Origin of the sequence: Pseudomonas sp. MIACH (assembly GCF_001269925.1) — a bacterium.
In the GTDB taxonomy this organism is placed as follows: Bacteria; Pseudomonadota; Gammaproteobacteria; order Pseudomonadales; family Pseudomonadaceae; genus Aquipseudomonas.
On record NZ_LHVO01000028.1, the window covers coordinates 242,787 to 260,790 of the forward strand.

Annotated in this window: 18 protein-coding genes and 4 tRNA genes; 6 read left to right on the forward strand and 16 right to left on the reverse strand. The window is 59.8% G+C overall.

Annotated elements, in window-relative coordinates; genetic code table 11:
- Positions 1–69 precede the first annotated feature (69 nt).
- The 3 genes from AD670_RS11260 to AD670_RS11270 are packed head-to-tail and all read left to right on the forward strand — an operon-like array spanning position 70 to position 2,284.
- The gene (locus AD670_RS11260; RefSeq protein WP_027604891.1) at positions 70–699 is read left to right on the forward strand and encodes a DUF1780 domain-containing protein; all 630 of its coding nucleotides are present in this window, start codon (positions 70–72) and stop codon (positions 697–699) included.
- A gap of 52 nt (positions 700–751) precedes the next feature.
- Positions 752–925, forward strand: a complete 174-nt coding sequence (locus tag AD670_RS11265; protein WP_016976295.1) for a DUF3094 family protein — start codon at positions 752–754, stop codon at positions 923–925.
- Between the two features lie 60 nt (positions 926–985).
- A complete protein-coding gene (locus AD670_RS11270; RefSeq protein WP_053131728.1) occupies positions 986–2,284 on the forward strand; it encodes an NAD(P)/FAD-dependent oxidoreductase in 1,299 nt (432 codons plus the stop codon).
- 133 nt (positions 2,285–2,417) lie between these two features.
- Here the strand turns inward: AD670_RS11270 and AD670_RS11275 are convergent.
- From AD670_RS11275 to rluD, 7 genes are all read right to left on the reverse strand, one after another.
- A tRNA-Pro gene (locus AD670_RS11275) sits at positions 2,418–2,494 on the reverse strand.
- A 94-nt stretch (positions 2,495–2,588) separates the two neighbouring features.
- Positions 2,589–2,664: transfer RNA gene (locus AD670_RS11280), tRNA-Lys, on the reverse strand.
- A gap of 5 nt (positions 2,665–2,669) precedes the next feature.
- Positions 2,670–2,746: transfer RNA gene (locus AD670_RS11285), tRNA-Pro, on the reverse strand.
- Positions 2,747–2,755: 9 nt separating this feature from the next.
- Positions 2,756–2,831 (reverse strand) — tRNA-Asn (locus tag AD670_RS11290).
- Positions 2,832–3,135: 304 nt separating this feature from the next.
- Positions 3,136–5,700: an ATP-dependent chaperone ClpB gene (gene clpB / locus AD670_RS11295; RefSeq protein WP_053131731.1), complete on the reverse strand. Its 2,565-nt coding sequence runs from the start codon at positions 5,698–5,700 to the stop codon at positions 3,136–3,138.
- Between the two features lie 131 nt (positions 5,701–5,831).
- Positions 5,832–6,557, reverse strand: coding sequence for a peptidoglycan editing factor PgeF (pgeF, locus tag AD670_RS11300; protein ID WP_053131734.1), 726 nt, complete (start codon positions 6,555–6,557; stop codon positions 5,832–5,834).
- Positions 6,554–7,516, reverse strand: coding sequence for a 23S rRNA pseudouridine(1911/1915/1917) synthase RluD (gene rluD, locus AD670_RS11305; RefSeq protein ID WP_027606843.1), 963 nt, complete (start codon positions 7,514–7,516; stop codon positions 6,554–6,556). Before rluD ends, pgeF begins: the two co-directional genes overlap by 4 nt.
- Before the next feature lie 149 nt (positions 7,517–7,665).
- Here rluD and AD670_RS11310 point away from each other — a divergent pair, with 149 nt between their 5' ends.
- Both AD670_RS11310 and AD670_RS11315 read left to right on the forward strand, forming a co-directional pair.
- Positions 7,666–8,691, forward strand: a complete 1,026-nt coding sequence (locus AD670_RS11310; protein ID WP_053131735.1) for an outer membrane protein assembly factor BamD — start codon at positions 7,666–7,668, stop codon at positions 8,689–8,691.
- A 125-nt stretch (positions 8,692–8,816) separates the two neighbouring features.
- Complete coding sequence (locus tag AD670_RS11315; protein WP_053131739.1) at positions 8,817–9,050, forward strand: PP0621 family protein; 234 nt, start codon at positions 8,817–8,819, stop codon at positions 9,048–9,050.
- On the opposite strand, the gene thiO is transcribed toward AD670_RS11315, so the two are convergent.
- The 5 genes from thiO to pilV all read right to left on the reverse strand — a co-directional run bounded on the left by thiO (position 9,037) and on the right by pilV (position 12,346).
- On the reverse strand, positions 9,037–10,143 hold the full coding sequence (gene thiO / locus AD670_RS11320; protein WP_053131742.1) for a glycine oxidase ThiO: 1,107 nt from the start codon (positions 10,141–10,143) through the stop codon (positions 9,037–9,039). The two genes, AD670_RS11315 and thiO, sit on opposite strands and share 14 nt — an antisense overlap.
- Before the next feature lie 62 nt (positions 10,144–10,205).
- Positions 10,206–10,607 (reverse strand): type IV pilin protein, encoded by a 402-nt coding sequence (locus AD670_RS11325; protein WP_053131744.1) that lies wholly within the window; start codon positions 10,605–10,607, stop codon positions 10,206–10,208.
- An 11-nt stretch (positions 10,608–10,618) separates the two neighbouring features.
- Positions 10,619–11,149: a PilX N-terminal domain-containing pilus assembly protein gene (locus AD670_RS11330; protein WP_053131746.1), complete on the reverse strand. Its 531-nt coding sequence runs from the start codon at positions 11,147–11,149 to the stop codon at positions 10,619–10,621.
- 7 nt (positions 11,150–11,156) lie between these two features.
- Entirely contained in the window at positions 11,157–11,864 is a 708-nt protein-coding gene (locus tag AD670_RS11335) for a prepilin-type N-terminal cleavage/methylation domain-containing protein (protein WP_053131749.1), read from the reverse strand.
- Complete coding sequence (gene pilV, locus AD670_RS11340) at positions 11,861–12,346, reverse strand: type IV pilus modification protein PilV (protein ID WP_053131752.1); 486 nt, start codon at positions 12,344–12,346, stop codon at positions 11,861–11,863. The genes AD670_RS11335 and pilV overlap by 4 nt, the downstream gene beginning before the upstream one ends.
- A 200-nt stretch (positions 12,347–12,546) precedes the next feature.
- Between pilV and AD670_RS11345 the strand changes: the two genes are divergently transcribed.
- A complete protein-coding gene (locus AD670_RS11345; protein ID WP_053131756.1) occupies positions 12,547–13,128 on the forward strand; it encodes a GspH/FimT family protein in 582 nt (193 codons plus the stop codon).
- Here the strand turns inward: AD670_RS11345 and ispH are convergent.
- The 4 genes from ispH to ileS form a co-directional block, all read right to left on the reverse strand.
- A complete protein-coding gene (ispH, locus tag AD670_RS11350; protein ID WP_053131759.1) occupies positions 13,082–14,029 on the reverse strand; it encodes a 4-hydroxy-3-methylbut-2-enyl diphosphate reductase in 948 nt (315 codons plus the stop codon). The genes AD670_RS11345 and ispH overlap by 47 nt on opposite strands.
- Positions 14,030–14,215: 186 nt before the next feature.
- Entirely contained in the window at positions 14,216–14,653 is a 438-nt protein-coding gene (gene fkpB / locus AD670_RS11355) for an FKBP-type peptidyl-prolyl cis-trans isomerase (protein ID WP_172681466.1), read from the reverse strand.
- A gap of 7 nt (positions 14,654–14,660) precedes the next feature.
- Positions 14,661–15,170, reverse strand: a complete 510-nt coding sequence (lspA, locus tag AD670_RS11360; RefSeq protein WP_053131764.1) for a signal peptidase II — start codon at positions 15,168–15,170, stop codon at positions 14,661–14,663.
- Positions 15,163–17,994, reverse strand: coding sequence for an isoleucine--tRNA ligase (gene ileS, locus AD670_RS11365; protein ID WP_053131767.1), 2,832 nt, complete (start codon positions 17,992–17,994; stop codon positions 15,163–15,165). The genes lspA and ileS overlap by 8 nt, the downstream gene beginning before the upstream one ends.
- Positions 17,995–18,004 lie beyond the last annotated feature (10 nt).

Genomic DNA, 18,004 nt, shown 5'->3' on the forward strand with positions numbered 1-18,004 from the left:
GGCCAGTCTACACCCTGGCTTTTGCAGCAGGACTTCCTGCGGTCATCATTTGGACGCTAAGCTGCGAGCATGGATGACTCAGATTATTTGCGCCTGCTCACCGTAGCGGCCGAACAAGCCAATGCGTTCCTGTCCAATGCCCGCAAATGGGAGCGTGAGCGTTGGGTCTGCCAGCGCCTGTTGCAAGGCTTGAATGTGCCCTACCGCGCCGAAGAGTTTCACCCCGCCGGGCAAGAACCACCCGATGTGCTGTTTCGCGATGCCAGTTTCGAGGTGTTTTTCGTGCTGGATGAAGGGCGCCGCCTGAATGACGAATGGCGCGATGAATTGCTACGCCGGCGCAGTGCCTTTTCCTTGAGCCAACTGGTGCGCCGCGAAGCCAAGCCTCGACGGATCCCCGCCCATGAATTCCTGCTGCGCCTGGCGCCCACGCTGCGCAAAAAAGCGCACAACTACAAGGAACGCGGCATGGACCTGGGCGAGCTGGATATAGTCGCCTTCACCAGCCTCAAGCGTGAAGTGCTCGACCTCAACAGCCATTTTCCACCGCCCACCGAATACTTGCGCCAGGGCTGGCGCTCGCTCTCGCTGGTGGGACCAACGTTTGCACGGGTGCTGTTCGCCCACCCGGACGCACCGGATTTCTTGCGCAACAACCTGGGTCGCAGCATAGTGTTCGACGTGGGCATCAGCCTCTGATCCCCACTGTAACGTGGCGCCCTTTTGCAACGTCTACCTGACGAGGCCTTATATGACCAGCCGCCTGAACCCCGACGACCAACAGCATGTCGAAGAGTACCTGCAACTCTCCCAGAACCGAGTCGAGCGCAAGCCTTTCCGGCCGTGGCTGCTCCTTGGTGTGGTGCTGGTGGTAGTGATCGGGCTCGGTCTGCTGAGCCGCCTTTTGAGTTACCTGACGCTATGAGCTGCCTGGCGCTCGCGGGGGTAACTGCTCCGATTTCCTTTAGCCTTGCGAGATATCCCCATGACCCATCGTATTATTATCGTCGGCGGCGGCGCCGGCGGCCTGGAGTTGGCTACCCGCCTGGGTAAGACTCTGGGCAAGCGCGGCACCGCCAGCATCACGCTGGTGGACGCCAACCTCACCCATATCTGGAAGCCTTTGCTGCACGAAGTGGCTGCCGGCTCACTGAACTCTTCGGAAGACGAACTCAATTACGTCGCCCAGGCCAAATGGAACCACTTCGAGTTCCAGCTGGGGCGCATGAGCGGGCTCGACCGTGAGCAGAAGAAAATCCAACTGGCCGCCACCCTCGACGAAGAAGGCCGCGAGCTGGTGCCTGCGCGCGTGCTGGGCTATGACAGCCTGGTGATTGCGGTGGGCAGCACCACTAACGATTTCGGCACTGAGGGCGCGGCGCAGCACTGCCTGTTCCTTGATACCCGCAAGCAGGCCGAACGTTTTCATCAACAGCTTCTCAACCACTACCTGCGCGCCCATGCCGGGCAGACCGATGTGGTGGAAAAGATCAGCGTGGCCATCGTCGGTGCGGGTGCAACGGGCGTCGAACTGGCCGCCGAGCTGCATAACGCGGCCCACGAGCTGGCGGCGTACGGCCTGGATCGCATCAAACCGGAAAACATGCATATCACCCTGATCGAAGCCGGCCCACGTGTACTGCCGGCCCTGCCGGAGCGGATAGGCGGGCCTGTGCACAAAACCCTGGAGAAGCTCGGGGTGACGGTGCTGACCAACTCGGCCGTCAGTGAAGTGACGGCCGACGCGCTGATCACCAGCAGTGGCCAGGTGATTCCGGCCAGCCTCAAGGTATGGGCTGCCGGCATTCGCGCACCGGGTTTCCTCAAGGACATCGATGGCCTGGAAACCAATCGCATCAATCAGCTGCAAGTGCTGCCGACGCTGCAAACCACCCGCGACGAAAATATCTTCGCCTTTGGTGACTGCGCCGCCTGCCCACAACCGGACAGCGACCGTAATGTGCCGCCACGGGCCCAGGCGGCCCACCAACAGGCTTCGTTGCTGGCCAAATCGCTGAAGCTGCGAATCGAGGGCAAGGAACTACCGTCATACAAGTACACCGACTATGGGTCGCTGATCTCGCTGTCGCGGTTCTCGGCGGTGGGCAACCTGATGGGCAACCTGACCGGCAGTGTGATGCTGGAAGGCTGGTTGGCGCGGATGTTCTATGTGTCGCTGTACCGCATGCACCAGATGGCGCTCTATGGCTTCTTCCGCACAGCGATGCTGATGCTGGGCAGCAAGATCGGACGCGGGACTGAGCCGCGCCTGAAACTTCACTGACAACAGAGTCCCTAGTGGGACTCGGTCAATGTGGGAGGGGGATTGCTCCCTCCCACATTAGTATTGTGTTGGATTTGAGATAATTTAAGACAAAAAAAAATCCCCGTATCTTTCGATACGAGGATTTTTAATATGGTCGGGGTAAGGGGATTCGAACTCCTGACATCCTGCTCCCAAAGCAGGCGCGCTACCGGACTGCGCTATACCCCGGTAAAAAAAAGGCGACCTTTCAGTCGCCTTCTTCGATCAGCGCTTTTGGCCTCTGATCTTAAGATTCGATTCCAGCGTTAACTGGTCTCAAAAATGGTGGGTCGTGTGGGATTCGAACCTACGACCAATTGGTTAAAAGCCAACTGCTCTACCAACTGAGCTAACGACCCAAATATGGTCGGGGTAGGGGGATTCGAACTCCCGACATCCTGCTCCCAAAGCAGGCGCGCTACCGGACTGCGCTATACCCCGGTTTGAAATTGGCTCCGTGACCAGGACTCGAACCTGGGACCCAATGATTAACAGTCATTTGCTCTACCGACTGAGCTATCACGGAACTACATATTTCAAATGTACAACTTTTACTGCGATGTAACCTTCTCTTCGACCCTGTCCGTATCGCTACGTTAGCGTCTCTGAGGCGCGCTATTCTACAATCTTAAAAACCCCTGTCAACCCTTTAAATTGCTTTTAAGACAATGATTTGCGCTTCTTTCTGATTTCTTCTTGGGGAGAAGAAACCCGTGGGCTGACGTTGCTGCGGGGCGCACTTTACAAGCCTTTGCCTTACAGTTCAACGCCCTATCGAAAAAAAAGGCCCTGCGATGCAGGGCCTTCTCTTATTACAGTGCAATCCGGGCTCAGTGGAAGACGATTTCGTCGTTCTCCACAGTCGCCTCGACGCTGGTGCCCGGCATAAAGCTGCCCGACAGGATCAACTGCGCCAGCGGGTTCTCGATCCAACGCTGGATCGCACGTTTCAAAGGCCGTGCGCCATATACCGGGTCGTAACCCACCGCGATCAGCTTGTCCAACGCCTCGCGGCTCAGTTCCAGCGACAACTCGCGTTCCGCCAGACGACCGCGCAGACGGCCCAACTGGATCTCGGTAATACCCGCGATCTGATCCCGTGCCAGCGGCTCGAAGATCACCACTTCGTCGACCCGGTTGATGAATTCCGGGCGGAAGTGCGTAGTCAACGCATCCATTACAGCCGCGCGCTGGGCTTCACGATCACCTACCAGTTCCTGGATCTGCGCCGAGCCGAGGTTGGAGGTCATCACGATCACAGTGTTGCGAAAGTCCACCGTACGCCCGTGGCTGTCCGTCAGCCGGCCATCTTCCAGCACTTGCAGCAAGATGTTGAACACGTCCGGGTGGGCCTTCTCGACCTCATCCAGCAGGATCACCGAGTAAGGCTTACGCCGCACGGCTTCGGTCAGGTAACCGCCCTCCTCGTAGCCCACATAGCCTGGTGGAGCACCGATCAGGCGAGCCACCGAGTGTTTCTCCATGAACTCGGACATATCGATCCGCACCATGGCCTCTTCAGTATCAAAGAGGAACTCGGCCAATGCCTTGCACAGCTCGGTCTTACCCACGCCGGTCGGGCCGAGGAACATGAACGAACCGCTCGGACGGTTCGGATCGGACAAACCGGCCCGGGAACGCCGTACCGCGTTGGACACCGCCACGACCGCCTCTTCCTGGCCGATCACGCGCTGGTGCAACAGGTGCTCCATCTTCAGCAACTTGTCGCGCTCACCTTCGAGCATCTTCGACACGGGGATACCGGTCCACTTGGAGACCACTTCGGCAATTTCTTCCTCGGTCACCTTGCTGCGCAGCAATTGGTTTTCACTCTTGCCGTGCTGGTCGACCATCTGCAGGCTGCGCTCCAGATCCGGGATCACCCCGTACTGCAACTCGGCCATGCGGTTCAGGTCGCCTTTACGACGTGCGGCTTCCAGCTCCTGGCGCGACTGCTCGATCTTTTGCTGGATCTGCGCAGAGCCCTGCACTTCGGCTTTTTCCGAGGTCCAGATTTCTTCGAGATCCGAATACTCGCGCTCCAGACGGACGATTTCCTCCTGAAGTTTTTCCAGGCGCTTCTTGGCTGCGTCGTCCTCTTCTTTCTTGAGGGCCTGGGATTCGACTTTCAGTTGAATCAGGCGCCGATCCAGGCGGTCGAGCACTTCCGGCTTAGAGTCGATCTCCATGCGAATGCGGCTGGCCGCCTCGTCGATCAAGTCGATGGCCTTGTCCGGCAATTGACGGTCGGTAATGTAGCGATGGCTCAATTTGGCCGCCGCAATGATCGCGCCGTCAGTGATCGCCACCTTATGGTGGACCTCATAACGCTCTTTCAGGCCCCGCAGAATCGCGATGGTGTCTTCTTCGCTCGGTTCTTCCACGAGGACTTTCTGGAAGCGACGCTCAAGGGCCGCATCTTTTTCAATGTACTGACGATATTCGTTAAGCGTGGTAGCCCCGACACAATGCAGCTCGCCCCGTGCCAAGGCGGGCTTGAGCATGTTGCCAGCGTCCATGGAGCCCTCGCCTTTACCGGCGCCGACCATGGTGTGCAATTCGTCGATAAACAGAATGATCTGCCCTTCCTGCTTCGACAGTTCATTAAGCAGGGATTTCAGGCGCTCTTCGAACTCACCGCGGAACTTGGCGCCGGCGATCAACGACCCCATGTCCAAAGACAACAGGCGCTTGCCCTTCAGGCCGTCCGGCACTTCACCATTAATGATGCGCTGGGCCAGGCCCTCGGCAATCGCGGTTTTACCCACCCCAGGCTCACCGATCAGCACCGGGTTGTTCTTGGTGCGACGCTGCAGAACCTGGATGGTGCGACGAATCTCATCGTCACGGCCGATCACCGGGTCAAGCTTGCCTTCTTCGGCGCGCTTGGTCAGGTCGACGGTGTACTTGTCCAGGGCCTGGCGCGACTCCTCGTGGTTAGGGTCATTAACCGCGTCACCGCCACGCAGGTTGTTAATTGCGTTTTCCAGGGCTTTCTTGCTTACGCCTTGGCCGAGCAACAACTTGCCTAGCTTGCTGTTCTCGTCCATGGCGGCGAGCAGCACCAGCTCGCTGGAGATGAACTGGTCACCCTTCTGCTGGGCCAGGCGGTCGGCCTGGTTAAGCAGACGCGCCAGATCCTGCGACATATTCACGTCGCCGGTAGGATTTTGGATTTTCGGCAGTTGGTCGAGCTCTTTGCTCAACTCCTTGCGCAGGCTGCTGACATCAAAGCCCACCTGCATCAGCAAGGGCTTGATAGAACCACCTTGCTGCTCCAGGAGCGCCTGCATCAAGTGCGCAGGCTCGATGGCCGGGTGGTCGAGGCCCACCGCCAAGGATTGGGAGTCCGATAAGGCCAACTGCAATTTGCTGGTTAAACGATCAATACGCATTAGTCACCTTCCTTTTGAGCAGGCCGGAGCTATAAAACATTCCTGAATGAAGAAGCCTGCCAGATACCCTTATAGATGGGGTGGATTCTGGAAGATTCAAGCTACGGACAGTTGACGTAAGTCAGGAGAGTCTAGCGTTCGAGCCAGATCAGGGAGGCAAATCGACCGGTGCGCGGGCTGCGCCGGTAAGAAAAGAAGCGCGGATCGGTCACGGTGCAGAAACCACCACCGTAAACAGCCGTGACACCCCGTGCGGCAAGGCGCAGGCGCGCCAACGGATAGATGTCGGCCATGAACTTGCCGGGATTGCGGCTTGGTACAAAGGCTTCGGCAGTTGTCGGCAGACGCTGCATGAAGGCTTCACGCACCTCCGGACCGACTTCAAAGGATTGCGGACCGATTGCCGGGCCCAACCAGACCAGTACATCGGCAGGTTCGGTATCCAGACTTTCAACAGCGGCTTCCAACACACCAGCCGCCAGGCCACGCCAACCGGCATGGGCGGCAGCGACGCGCGTCGCAGCACGGTTGCAGAACAACGCGGGCAGGCAATCGGCAGTCATAGAAGTACAGGCGATGCCAGGGGTACTGGTCCAACTGCCGTCGGCTTCAGCCGTGCGGCCAGGGTCGGCCTCAACCACGGTCACCCCGTGGACTTGGCGCAGCCAGGCCGGCTGAATATCAAATGCGTCGCGAAGACGACGGCGATTTTCAAGGACAGCCTCCAGGCTGTCCTCGACATGATCGCCCAGGTTGAGGCTGTCGAACGGCGCCAGACTGACGCCGCCCGCACGGGTGGTGACACAGGCCTTTACCCGAGCCGGCGCGGGCCAGTCGGGGATCAGCCAGTCATTCATCCGACAAACGCCTCACGATCCTGCTTGAGCAGCGACAGCAACCAGACAAAATCGTCTGGAAGTGGCGATTCCCAGCTCATACGCTTACCGCTCGTCGGATGGTCCAGTTCCAGGAAACGTGCATGCAACGCCTGGCGCGGGAACGTCTTGAGCGATTCGACCATGGTCTGGCTCGCCGCAGGCGGAATGCGGAAGCGGCCACCGTAGGCTGGATCGCCCACCAACGGGAAGTTGATGTGGGCCATATGCACGCGAATCTGGTGGGTACGACCGGTTTCCAGCTTGACCCGCACATGGGTGTGGGACCGGAAACGCTCCAGCACGCGGTAGTGACTCACCGCCTGCTTGCCGCCTTCCATCACCGCCATACGCTGGCGCTGCTGGCCGTGGCGACCGATCGGGGCATTGATCTTGCCACCGGCGACGACCACACCAATCACGATGCACTCGTAGATACGGCTGACGCTACGGCTCTGCAATTGCGTAACCAGTTGCGTCTGCGCCTGAATGGTCTTGGCCACCACCATCAAGCCGGTGGTGTCCTTGTCCAAACGGTGCACGATGCCGCAACGCGGCACGTTGACGATGTCGGGGATGTGGTGCAACAGGGCATTGAGCAAGGTGCCATCAGCGTGCCCGGCCGCCGGGTGAACCACCAGGCCTGCGGGTTTGTTGATGACCAGGATGTCGTCGTCTTCATAGACGATGTCCAGCTCGATGTCCTGGGCGACCCATTCTCCCTGGGCTTCCTGCTCGGCAGTCAGCTCAAGAATCGCACCGCCATGAACTATGTCTCGCGGGCGGATAACCGCTCCATCCACAGTCAGGCGGCCGTCTTTGATCCAGGCGGAAAGGCGCGAGCGCGAGTGCTCAGCGAATAATTGTGCGGCGACTTGATCGAGGCGTTGGCCGCCCAATTCGGACGGCACCTCTGCGCGAAGTTCAATTTTATCGGACATGCTCAGACTAGGCGTGGCACAGCCTTTGGTTTCGGCTGCGCGCTTGTGGTTAAATACGGCGTCTTTTGCCCCGAGGCTTTCAACGGGGCGCTCATCATAACAGGACGGCCCCGCCCAAGACAGCGGCCGTCATAGGGACGCAAGCCGCCATGCAAGTGAAACACCTGCTGCTGATCGCCATCCTCGCCATGACTGCTGCTTGCTCGTCAACAAAGGAAGTCGTCGACGAAAACCTGAGCGAAGTCGAGCTGTACCAATTGGCTCAGAAAGACTTGGACAATAATAGCTACACCAGCGCCACAGCGAAGCTGAAGGCACTGGAGTCGCGCTATCCGTTCGGGCGCTACGCCGATCAGGCCCAGCTTGAGCTGATCTACGCCAACTACAAGAACGCCGAGCCGGAAGCTGCCAAGTCCGCCGCCGAGCGTTTCATCCGCCTGCACCCGCAACATCCGAACGTGGACTACGCCTACTACTTGAAGGGCCTGACCTCGTTCGACCAGGACGTTGGCCTGCTGGCGCGCTTCCTGCCGCTGGACATGACCAAGCGCGACCCGGGTGCCGCCCGCGACTCCTACAACGAGTTCGCCCAGCTGACCAGCCGCTACCCAAACAGCCGCTACGCGCCGGACGCCAAGCAGCGCATGATCTACCTGCGCAACCTGCTGGCTTCCTACGAAATCCACGTGGCCCACTACTACTTGACCCGTCAGGCGTATGTCGCTGCCGCCAACCGTGGTCGTTATGTCGTAGAAAACTTCCAGGAAACCCCTTCCGTGGGTGACGGCCTGGCGGTGATGACCGAGGCTTACCAGCGCCTGCACCTGGACGAGCTGGCCGCTACCAGCCTGGAAACCCTGAAGCTCAACTACCCTGATCACCCAAGCCTGAAAGACGGACAGTTCGTGCCTCAGGTTGCCGAAGCGGACAACCGTTCGTGGCTGAGCAAGTACACCCTTGGCCTGATCGAGTCGCGCCCACCGTTGCCGCCAGGCGAAACCCGCGCCAATCAGGACGTGATCAAGCAGTTCCAGGATGCCAAGGAAGCCATTCCTTCGGACCTCAAGCCGCACGACGAGAACGGCGACGTAATCGAAGAGGAAGAGCCGCAGGCCCTGGGCAACAACCAGGACCGCTCGTGGTTCAGCTACATGACCTTCGGTGTGTTCGACTGATCTGTCGACGCAACGCAAAAAAGGAGCCCCTCGGGGCTCCTTTTTTATGGGTAAGCGTTATTGCGCTGGGCGCCTGCCACGTCCTTGGCTAAACTGGCTCATTCCTTGTCGAGAAACCACCCATCATGCTTCGTCTTCTGTTCTGGATTGCCGTTATTGCTGCCGCAGTGTGGTTCTGGCGCAAATTCAAAAGCCCGACCGCCAAGCAGCAACGCACCAGCGAACCAGGCGCATCATTGATGGTGCGCTGCGCCCACTGCGGCGTGCACCTGCCGCAGGATCGCGCCCTCAGCTCGCGCCAGGAGTGGTATTGCACCCAGGCGCATCTGGAGCAAGGACCGAAGTCTATCCAGCGCTGATCCGACCTTCGGGCGCGTAGGGTGCCGGGTCGATAATCGGCGCACGCTCCAGTAGCAAATCAGCAAATAACTGGCACGATGCCGGGGCCAGGACCAGCCCGTTGCGGTAATGCCCGCAGTTTAGCCACAGCCCGTCGAAGCCGGGTACCCGGCCGATGTAAGGGATGCCTTCCGGCGAACCGGGCCGCAGACCCGCCCAATGCCCAACCACTTCAGCGTCCGCCAATGCGGGGATCAGTTCCACAGCCGAAGCCTTGAGGCTTTCCAGCGCAGTTTCGGTGGGAGTCTTGTCGAAGCCCTCATGTTCCAGGGTGCTACCGATGAGGATGTGTCCATCCCGCCGAGGGATCGCATAACGCCCTTTGGCCAGGACCATGCTCGACAGGAAGTCCGAGGCGCACTTGTACAAAATCATCTGCCCCTTGACCGGCTCCACCGGCAGCGCCATTCCCAACGTGGCGAGCAACTCGCCGCTCCACGCACCCGCTGCGAGCACCACCTGATCCCCCAGAATCGGCCCCTCTACCGTATCCACTCCCACTACATTGTCGCCGTCCAGAACAAAACCGGTCACTTCGCACTGTTCGTGAACGGTCACGGCAGGCAGGGCCAATAGCGCGGCCTTCAAGGATTTGACCAGGCGCGGGTTGCGCACGTTGGCCACATTGGCCATATAGATTGCCTGGGAATACCCATCGCCCAAGACAGGAACCGCGTCATGGGCAGCAGACACATCCACCTTGCTCAGGGGCCGGCCTTCACGAGCCGCCCAGTCCAGTGCCTCGGCTTCGTCATCCAGGTCCAACCAGTACAAGCCCGTGGTGTGAACCTCCGGGTCGACACCGGTAGCGGCAAACAGCCGCTCAGCCAGTTGCGGATAAAAATCCTGAGACCAATGGGCCAGCGCTGTGACCGCCGGGCTGTAGCGCCACGGATACAGTGGCGAAACAATACCTCCGCCCGCCCATGACGATTCCTGCCCGACACCGGCGCGCTCCAGCAGGACCACTGCCTGCCCCTCGGTCGCCAGGTTGAACGCCGTCAACAAGCCGATGACTCCGCCACCGACAATCACCACTTGCTGCTTAGCCATTATTTGATCCAGCCAATAAATAGGGACAAGCGCACCCGGCGCCCAATCATCCAGCACCCTCATCATTGCCCCCAGCATTTCTGGCGCGACATTTCAGGCGCAGCACCCGGATTGCCTCGCGCACCGCTGCTGCCCAAGCTGAAGTCACCGCAAGGGTCGCCAGCCATCACCGAATCGACGCCCGGCGTAGCGACCAGGTAGAAATCCTGAGGGTTCAATGCTGCGGTGATTCTATAGCGATCATTGCCCGTACTGACGCCGCTTGCGTCAATAAAACTGCCGTTCCTGACATAAAACCGCTCCAGGTGCTGAGCCTGCTCAGTCAGCAGCGCGACAATTTCCGCGCGATAGACCTTTTTCACATGGCCGGTATACCCGGGGTAAGCGATCCCGGCTAAAAACGCGATGATCGCCACGGCGATCAATAACTCGATCAGGGTAAAGCCCTGGCTGTCCATGCCCATTCCATTGCTCCTTATTGAAGTTGTCGCCATGACACGCGTCGAAACCGCGAACCACTTTCCTCTTCCACCCGCACATACACGGTCTCCAATACCGTGCGCGATTGGCCACTGATTCCGACCGCAGTCACCCGATACAACGCTGCCAGGGTTTGCGGCGGTAAATGGGGCAACCCCATGCCATGGCCCAGGGATTGAATACCGTAGAAGCCACCCTTGATAGAAACCCAGTTAACCGATGACACAGGACTGGCACCGGCGCCAACCACCGAATACGCGTCATCCGGCGGGCCACAGGCAACGATCGACTGGCACTGCGGCAAGGCAGCGCCCTTTTGCCTCACACCTTGCTCTCCCAGCCTCAAACCACTTTCTGCAGTTTGCAGCGACTGGTTGCGATGCCACAGGCTGGCGCTGATCTTTTGCTGGGCTACCGCCCCCTGCATCGAAGATAGGCCGATCAATGACAACAACAGCAAAAACACCAGACTTATCAGCAGGACCATCCCCCTCTGCCGCGAAGACATACCTTCAGCAAGCACCATGGCCCTCCTACCCCACACGGTTTCGCAGCGCTGCCACGACGCTGTAGGTTTGATCTTTTACCCGCCCCGTCGGGTCTTGCAGCGTCATGCGGATACGTACACTGCGGATCAAAGATTCATCGCCAGGCATGGCGTCGTAGCGCACAGCCTGTGCGGATGTCGGCCTGGCAGCCACGCCGAAACTGATATCGAAGGCCCGTACGTTGTCCACCAACACCGCCTTGGCCGGCGCCGCGGGCGTACTGACCTTCAACTGGCCCGCCTCGAAGGTGTAGGTCCGTTGTCGAATCGCAAAGCGAATCTGCCCAGGCGCCGGCTCAGGTGAGCTTCCTGCATAGGCTTGGGCAGTAGCAGTGCAGTCGGACAGTACCGTCCAGTCGGGCCTGCCACCTCCTGCGTCGACATCGGCGGTGACCAGCGTCAGCGACTTTGAACTGCCCCCGGCACTCCAACTGACGGGTCGCTCGAAGGCTGGCGGGGCGTTGTCAATAAAAGCCGTGGCCAAACAACCAAACATGCCCGCCTGGCGAATGTCCCGGATCATCTTGCCCAGTACAAACCGAGCATCATCCTGCAACAACATGGCAGCCTGCTGGCTGGCGTGGGTCGCTCGGGAACTGATCAGCACCTGACTCACCCCCAGCACCAATACCAACCCGACGGCCAGGGCCAGGAGCAATTCCACCAGGCTGAAACCCCTAGCCTGACACCTCATTGCATCACCCCGGGTTCATTGTCGATGCGACTGGTCAGGGTAAGGGTTTCACGCGCGCCAGGCGTGTTTGCCCCCCGGCTGTCATCCCAACTGATACTGACAGTCACCTCATCTGCACTGACCGCCACGGAGCCTTTGGCACTCTCCCCGGCAAAACCGCGAATATTGGCCTCGAAGTCATGCAGGTCCAGATCACGCATGCTGGTGTTCGCGGCACTCGGCGGCGCCCGTACGCCCCGGCGCAATGAGTAGTCGGCACCGGAATTGGCACGGATTCGGTCGAGCATATCGTAGGCGATGAAACTGGCCTGGCTGGTCATCCTTGAACTGTCGGTGTACTTGAGGGCGTTGAGCTGGAGCACCACTGCGCCTAACAGGCCAACGGCGAGAATCAGCACCGCCACGAGCACTTCGATCAACGTCGTGCCGATTTGGGACCGAGGAAAAGTGGGGGAGAAACAGGTTGTCAGGCAGGCAGGCATTACCGTCGTCATCCGTGTCGAAGGCCGAAAAAAGCAGGAAACCCTGCTGTGCGACCCAAGACTAGCGTCGGTTTTTCACCCGCGCCGCCCACGGAACAAAGGGAAATACTTTGGACATAAAGGCCACCATTCGACGCTCCGAACTGGACGCTATACCTATGTCTCAACCCGCTATACACACGTCCACGGAGGGACGGCCTATGGAGCAACGAGGTTTCACCCTGATCGAACTGCTGCTCGGACTGTTAGTAAGCGGCATCCTGGCACATCTGGCAGCGCCCAATTTCACGGGGCTGCTGGAATCACAGCAGCGACAAAGCGCGGCGCAGTCGCTGGCGCATGGGCTCCGCTTCGCCCGCACTGAAGCCATCACGCGTAACCGAGCGGTGGTCATCCACGCATTTGACGATGACTGGAGCCTGGGTTGGCGGGTCGTATTGGATGTAAGCGGGCGTGGTCATCTGGACGATGACAACCCGGTGTTACTGGAGCGTCAGGGCAGCGGTCGCGTACCGATAGTCGGGAATGGACCGGTCAAAAGCCAGGTACGCTTCAGCGGGCTGGGCGAGCCGGTATTTGCTGGGGGAGGTTTTCGTGCTGGCACGGTGCACATATGTGCCAAGGATTCGGCGCAGAGCCAGCACCAGGTGGTGCTGGCACCCAGTGGGCGCATCAGCCTGCGCAGCGATAGAGCCGAACAGGCGTTGTGCCGGAATTACTCCGGCACCCTGGCATTCAGAGCAGCGAGCGAACCCGCAGCTCCTTGGGCATGGAGAAAGTGATGTTCTCTTCACGCCCCGCCAACTCATCGGCGCCCGTAGCCCCCCAGGCATGCAACTGCTGGATAACACCGCGCACCAGGACTTCCGGGGCCGAAGCGCCCGCCGTGATGCCAATACGCTCGACACCATCGAACCAGCTGCGCTGCATATCTTCGGCCCCATCGATCAGGTACGCCGGTGTCGCCATGCGTTCAGCCAACTCGCGCAAGCGGTTAGAGTTGGAGCTGTTAGGACTGCCGACCACCAGCACCACGTCGCACTCATCCGCCAGTTGCTTGACTGCATCCTGGCGGTTCTGGGTCGCGTAGCAGATGTCGTCCTTACGCGGGCCGCCGATAGCCGGGAAACGACTGCGCAGCGCATCGATGACACGACTGGTATCGTCCATGGACAAGGTGGTCTGGGTCACGAAAGCCAATCGGTCGGGGTTGAGCACCTGCAGGTTGGCGACGTCTTTCTCGTCTTCCACCAGATAGATGGCGCCGCCGTTACTGGCGTCGTACTGGCCCATGGTGCCTTCGACTTCCGGGTGGCCAGCATGGCCGATCAGGATGCATTCACGACCGTCACGGCTATAGCGTGCCACTTCGATATGCACCTTGGTGACCAGTGGACAAGTAGCATCGAACACTTTCAGCCCACGGCCAGCCGCTTCGGTGCGCACGGCCTGGGAAACACCGTGGGCGCTGAAGATGACGATCACGTCGTCCGGCACCTGATCCAGCTCTTCGACGAAGATCGCACCACGGGCGCGCAGGTCTTCGACCACGAATTTGTTGTGGACGACTTCATGGCGCACGTAAATCGGTGGCCCAAAGACTTCCAGGGCGCGATTGACGATTTCGATCGCCCGGTCCACGCCAGCACAGAAGCCACGGGGGTTGGCGAGTTTGATTTGCATGCTATGCCTCGTGTCTTGCAGCGCAAGAAATTGGATCAACCCGGCCCCTGACGGGTACCGAATCCTGTAGGAACTGGCTTGCCGGCGATGCAGGCGCAGCGTCGTATAAGCTACGTCGCGGTGATGCTATCGTCGGCAAGCCGGCTCCTACACAGGCCAGCGCCCGCAGGCGCCGGTTTTCGTCAATCAGATCGCTTTAACGTCGAAGATTTCAACATCGAACGTCAAGGTTTTACCGGCCAACGGATGGTTGAAGTCGATGGTCACTTGCGCGTCATCGAAGGTCTTGACCACACCGGGCAGCTCGGTATTCGCCGCATCGTTGAAAATCACCAGCAGGCCTTCCGACAGTTCCATATCCTGGAACTGCGAACGCGGGATAATCTGCACGTTTTGCGGGTTGGGCTGGCCAAACGCGTTCTCCGGCAGGATCTGCAGGGTGCGCTTATCGCCGGCCTTGAAACCGAACAGGGCTGCTTCAAAACCCGGCAGCAGGTTGCCGTCGCCGACTTTGAAAGTCGCCGGGGCTTTGTCGAATGTACTGTCGACCGTGTCGCCATTCTCCAGGCGCAGTGCGAAATGCAAGGTGACTTCCGTGTTCTGGCCGATGCGTTGCTCAGCCAATACCTGATCAGTCATTGACGGTCTCTCCGGTTTTCTTACTTTTGAACATGTCCAACGCCAGCATGATTGCGCCGACGGTGATGGCGCTGTCGGCAAAATTGAACGCCGGGAAGTAATGGCGGTTCTGCCAATGCACCAGGATGAAGTCGATCACATGGCCCAGGGCAATGCGGTCGTACAGGTTGCCCAACGCGCCGCCCAGCACCAAGGCCAAGGCGATGGCCAGCCAGGTGTCATCGCGGCCCAGGCGCTTGAGCCAGACCACGAGCACCGCACTGACCACTACGGCGATCAGAGCGAACAGCCAGCGCTGCCAGCCACCACCGTCAGCCAGGAAGCTGAAAGCCGCGCCGGTGTTGTAGGCCAGGGTCCAGCTGAAGTAATCCGGGATCACCACGATTTGCTGGAACATTTCCAGGGAGCCTTCGAAGTGAGCCTTGCTGACCTGGTCGATGACCAGGACCAGCAAACTCAACACGAGCCAGCCCAGACGTCCGAAACGACTGGCGTTAGGCATAGTGGCGAACCTCGCCTGCACCAGAAATGTTATCGACGCAACGACCGCAGATTTCCGGATGCTCAGGGTTCACGCCCACATCTTCACGGCAGTGCCAGCAACGGGCGCACTTAGGGAAGGCCGACTTGACCACTTTGAGCTTGAGGCCCGGTACTTCGGTGGCCACGGCGTCCGCCGGTGCCTGGGCAAACGGTGCCAGGCTCGCAGTGGAAGTGATCAATACGAAGCGCAGTTCGTTGCTCAGCTTGGTCAGGTCGGCGGTCAGGCCTTCCTCGGCAAACAGGGTGACTTCGGCCTGCAGGTTGCCACCGACGGCCTTGGCCGCACGCTGAACCTCCAGCTCCTTGTTCACCGCCACCTTGACGGCCATTACGCCTTCCCAGTACTCGCGACCCAGCTCGAAGTCGGCCGGCAGTTCGGTCAAACCTTCATACCAGGTGTTGAGCATGACGGACTCGTTACGCTCGCCCGGCAGGTATTCCCACAGTTCGTCGGCGGTGAAGGCCAGGATCGGGGCGATCCAGCGCACCAGCGCTTCGGAGATGTGGTACAGCGCAGTCTGCGCCGAACGGCGGGCCTTGCTGTTGGCGCCGGTGGTGTACTGGCGGTCCTTGATGATGTCGAGATAGAAACCACCCAGCTCCTGCACGCAGAAGTTGTGGATCTTCGAGTAGACGTTCCAGAAACGATATTCGCCATAGTGTTCCTGCAACTCGCGCTGCAGCAACAGGGTACGGTCCACGGCCCAACGGTCCAGGGCAAGCATGTCCTCGGCGGGCAGGATGTCGGTGGCCGGGTTGAACCCGGTCAGGTTCGACAGCAGGAAGCGCGCGGTATTACGGATACGGCGGTAAGCATCGGCGCTGCGGGCCAGGATCTGGTCCGACACGGCGATTTCGCCCGAGTAATCGGTCGATGCCACCCACAGACGCATGATGTCGGCGCCCAAGGTGTCGTTGATCTTCTTCGGCTCGATCACGTTCTTCAGCGACTTGGACATCTTGCGGCCCGTCTCATCGACGGTGAAGCCGTGGGTCAGCAGCTCGCGGTACGGGGCGTGGTCGTCGATGGCGCAACCGGTCAGCAACGAGGAATGGAACCAGCCACGGTGTTGGTCGGAGCCTTCCAAGTACAGGTCGGCACGCGGGCCGCTCTCGTGACCCATAGGGTGCGAACCGCGCAGCACGTGCCAATGAGTGGTGCCCGAATCGAACCACACGTCGAGGGTGTCGCTGATCTTGTCGTACAGCGGTGCTTCGTCACCCAGCAACTCGGCGGCGTCCAGCTTGAACCAGGCTTCGATGCCCTCCTGTTCAACACGCTGGGCCACCACTTCCATCAGTTCGACGGTACGTGGGTGCAACTCTCCGCTTTCCTTGTTGAGGAAGAACGGGATCGGCACGCCCCAGTTGCGCTGGCGGGAGATGCACCAGTCCGGACGGTTGGCAATCATCGAATGCAGGCGCGCCTGGCCCCAGGCCGGGACGAACTTGGTGTCTTCGATGGCCTTGAGCGAGCGCACACGCAGGGTGTCGCCGCTGGTCGGTTCTTTGTCCATGCCGATAAACCATTGCGCGGTGGCGCGGTAGATCAACGGGGTCTTGTGGCGCCAGCAGTGCATGTAGCTGTGCTTGATGGTGTCGGTTTGCATCAACGCACCGACTTCACGCAGCTTGTCGATGATCGGCTGGTCGGCCTTGAAGATGAACTGGCCGCCGAAGAACTCCAGCGACGGCACATAAACACCGTTGCTTTGCACCGGGTTGATGATCTCATCGTTGACCATGCCGTACTTCTTGCAGATCACGAAGTCGTCCACGCCATAGGCGGGCGAGCAGTGAACCACACCTGTACCCGAACCCAACTCGACGTAGTCAGCCAGGTACACCGGCGACAAACGGTCATAGAAAGGGTGACGGAAGTTGATCAGCTCCAGCGCGGAACCGGTGGTGGTGGCGATCACCGAACCTTGCAGTTCGTAGCGCGCCAGGCACGCTTCGACCATTTCCTCGGCCAGCACCAGCAGGCGATCACCGACGTCTACCAAGGCGTAGGTGAATTCCGGGTGCACGTTCAGCGCCTGGTTGGCGGGAATGGTCCACGGGGTGGTGGTCCAGATCACGATAGCAGCCGGCTTGCTCAGGCTTGCCAGGCCGAACGCCTGGGCCAGCTTGGCGTCGTCGGCGATCGGGAAGGCCACGTCGATGGTCGAGGACTTCTTGTCTTCGTACTCGACTTCCGCTTCAGCCAGGGCCGAGCCGCAATCGAAGCACCAGTTCACGGGCTTGAGGCCCTTGAACACGAAACCGCCCTTGACGATTTCGGCCAAGGCACGGATTTCACCGGCCTCGTTCTTGAAGTTCATGGTTTTATAGGGGTTGTCCCACTCGCCCAGCACACCCAGGCGGATGAACTCGGACTTCTGCCCTTCGATCTGCTCGGCAGCGTAGGCACGGCACAGCTCGCGGGTTTTATCCGCGCCCAGGTTCTTGCCGTAGGTCACTTCGACCTTGTGTTCGATCGGCAGGCCGTGGCAATCCCAACCCGGTACATAAGGCGCGTCGAAGCCTGCCAGGGTTTTCGAGCGCAGGATCATGTCCTTGAGAATCTTGTTCAGCGCATGACCGATATGAATCGTGCCGTTGGCATAAGGAGGGCCGTCGTGCAGGACGAATTTCGGACGATCCTTGCCAATTTCGCGCAACTTTCCGTACAGGCCAATACTGTCCCAGCGCTGCAGGATCTGCGGTTCGCGCTGTGGCAGGCCGGCCTTCATTGGGAAGGCGGTGTCCGGAAGGTTTAGCGTGGCTTTATAGTCGGTCATTTAAGGCTCT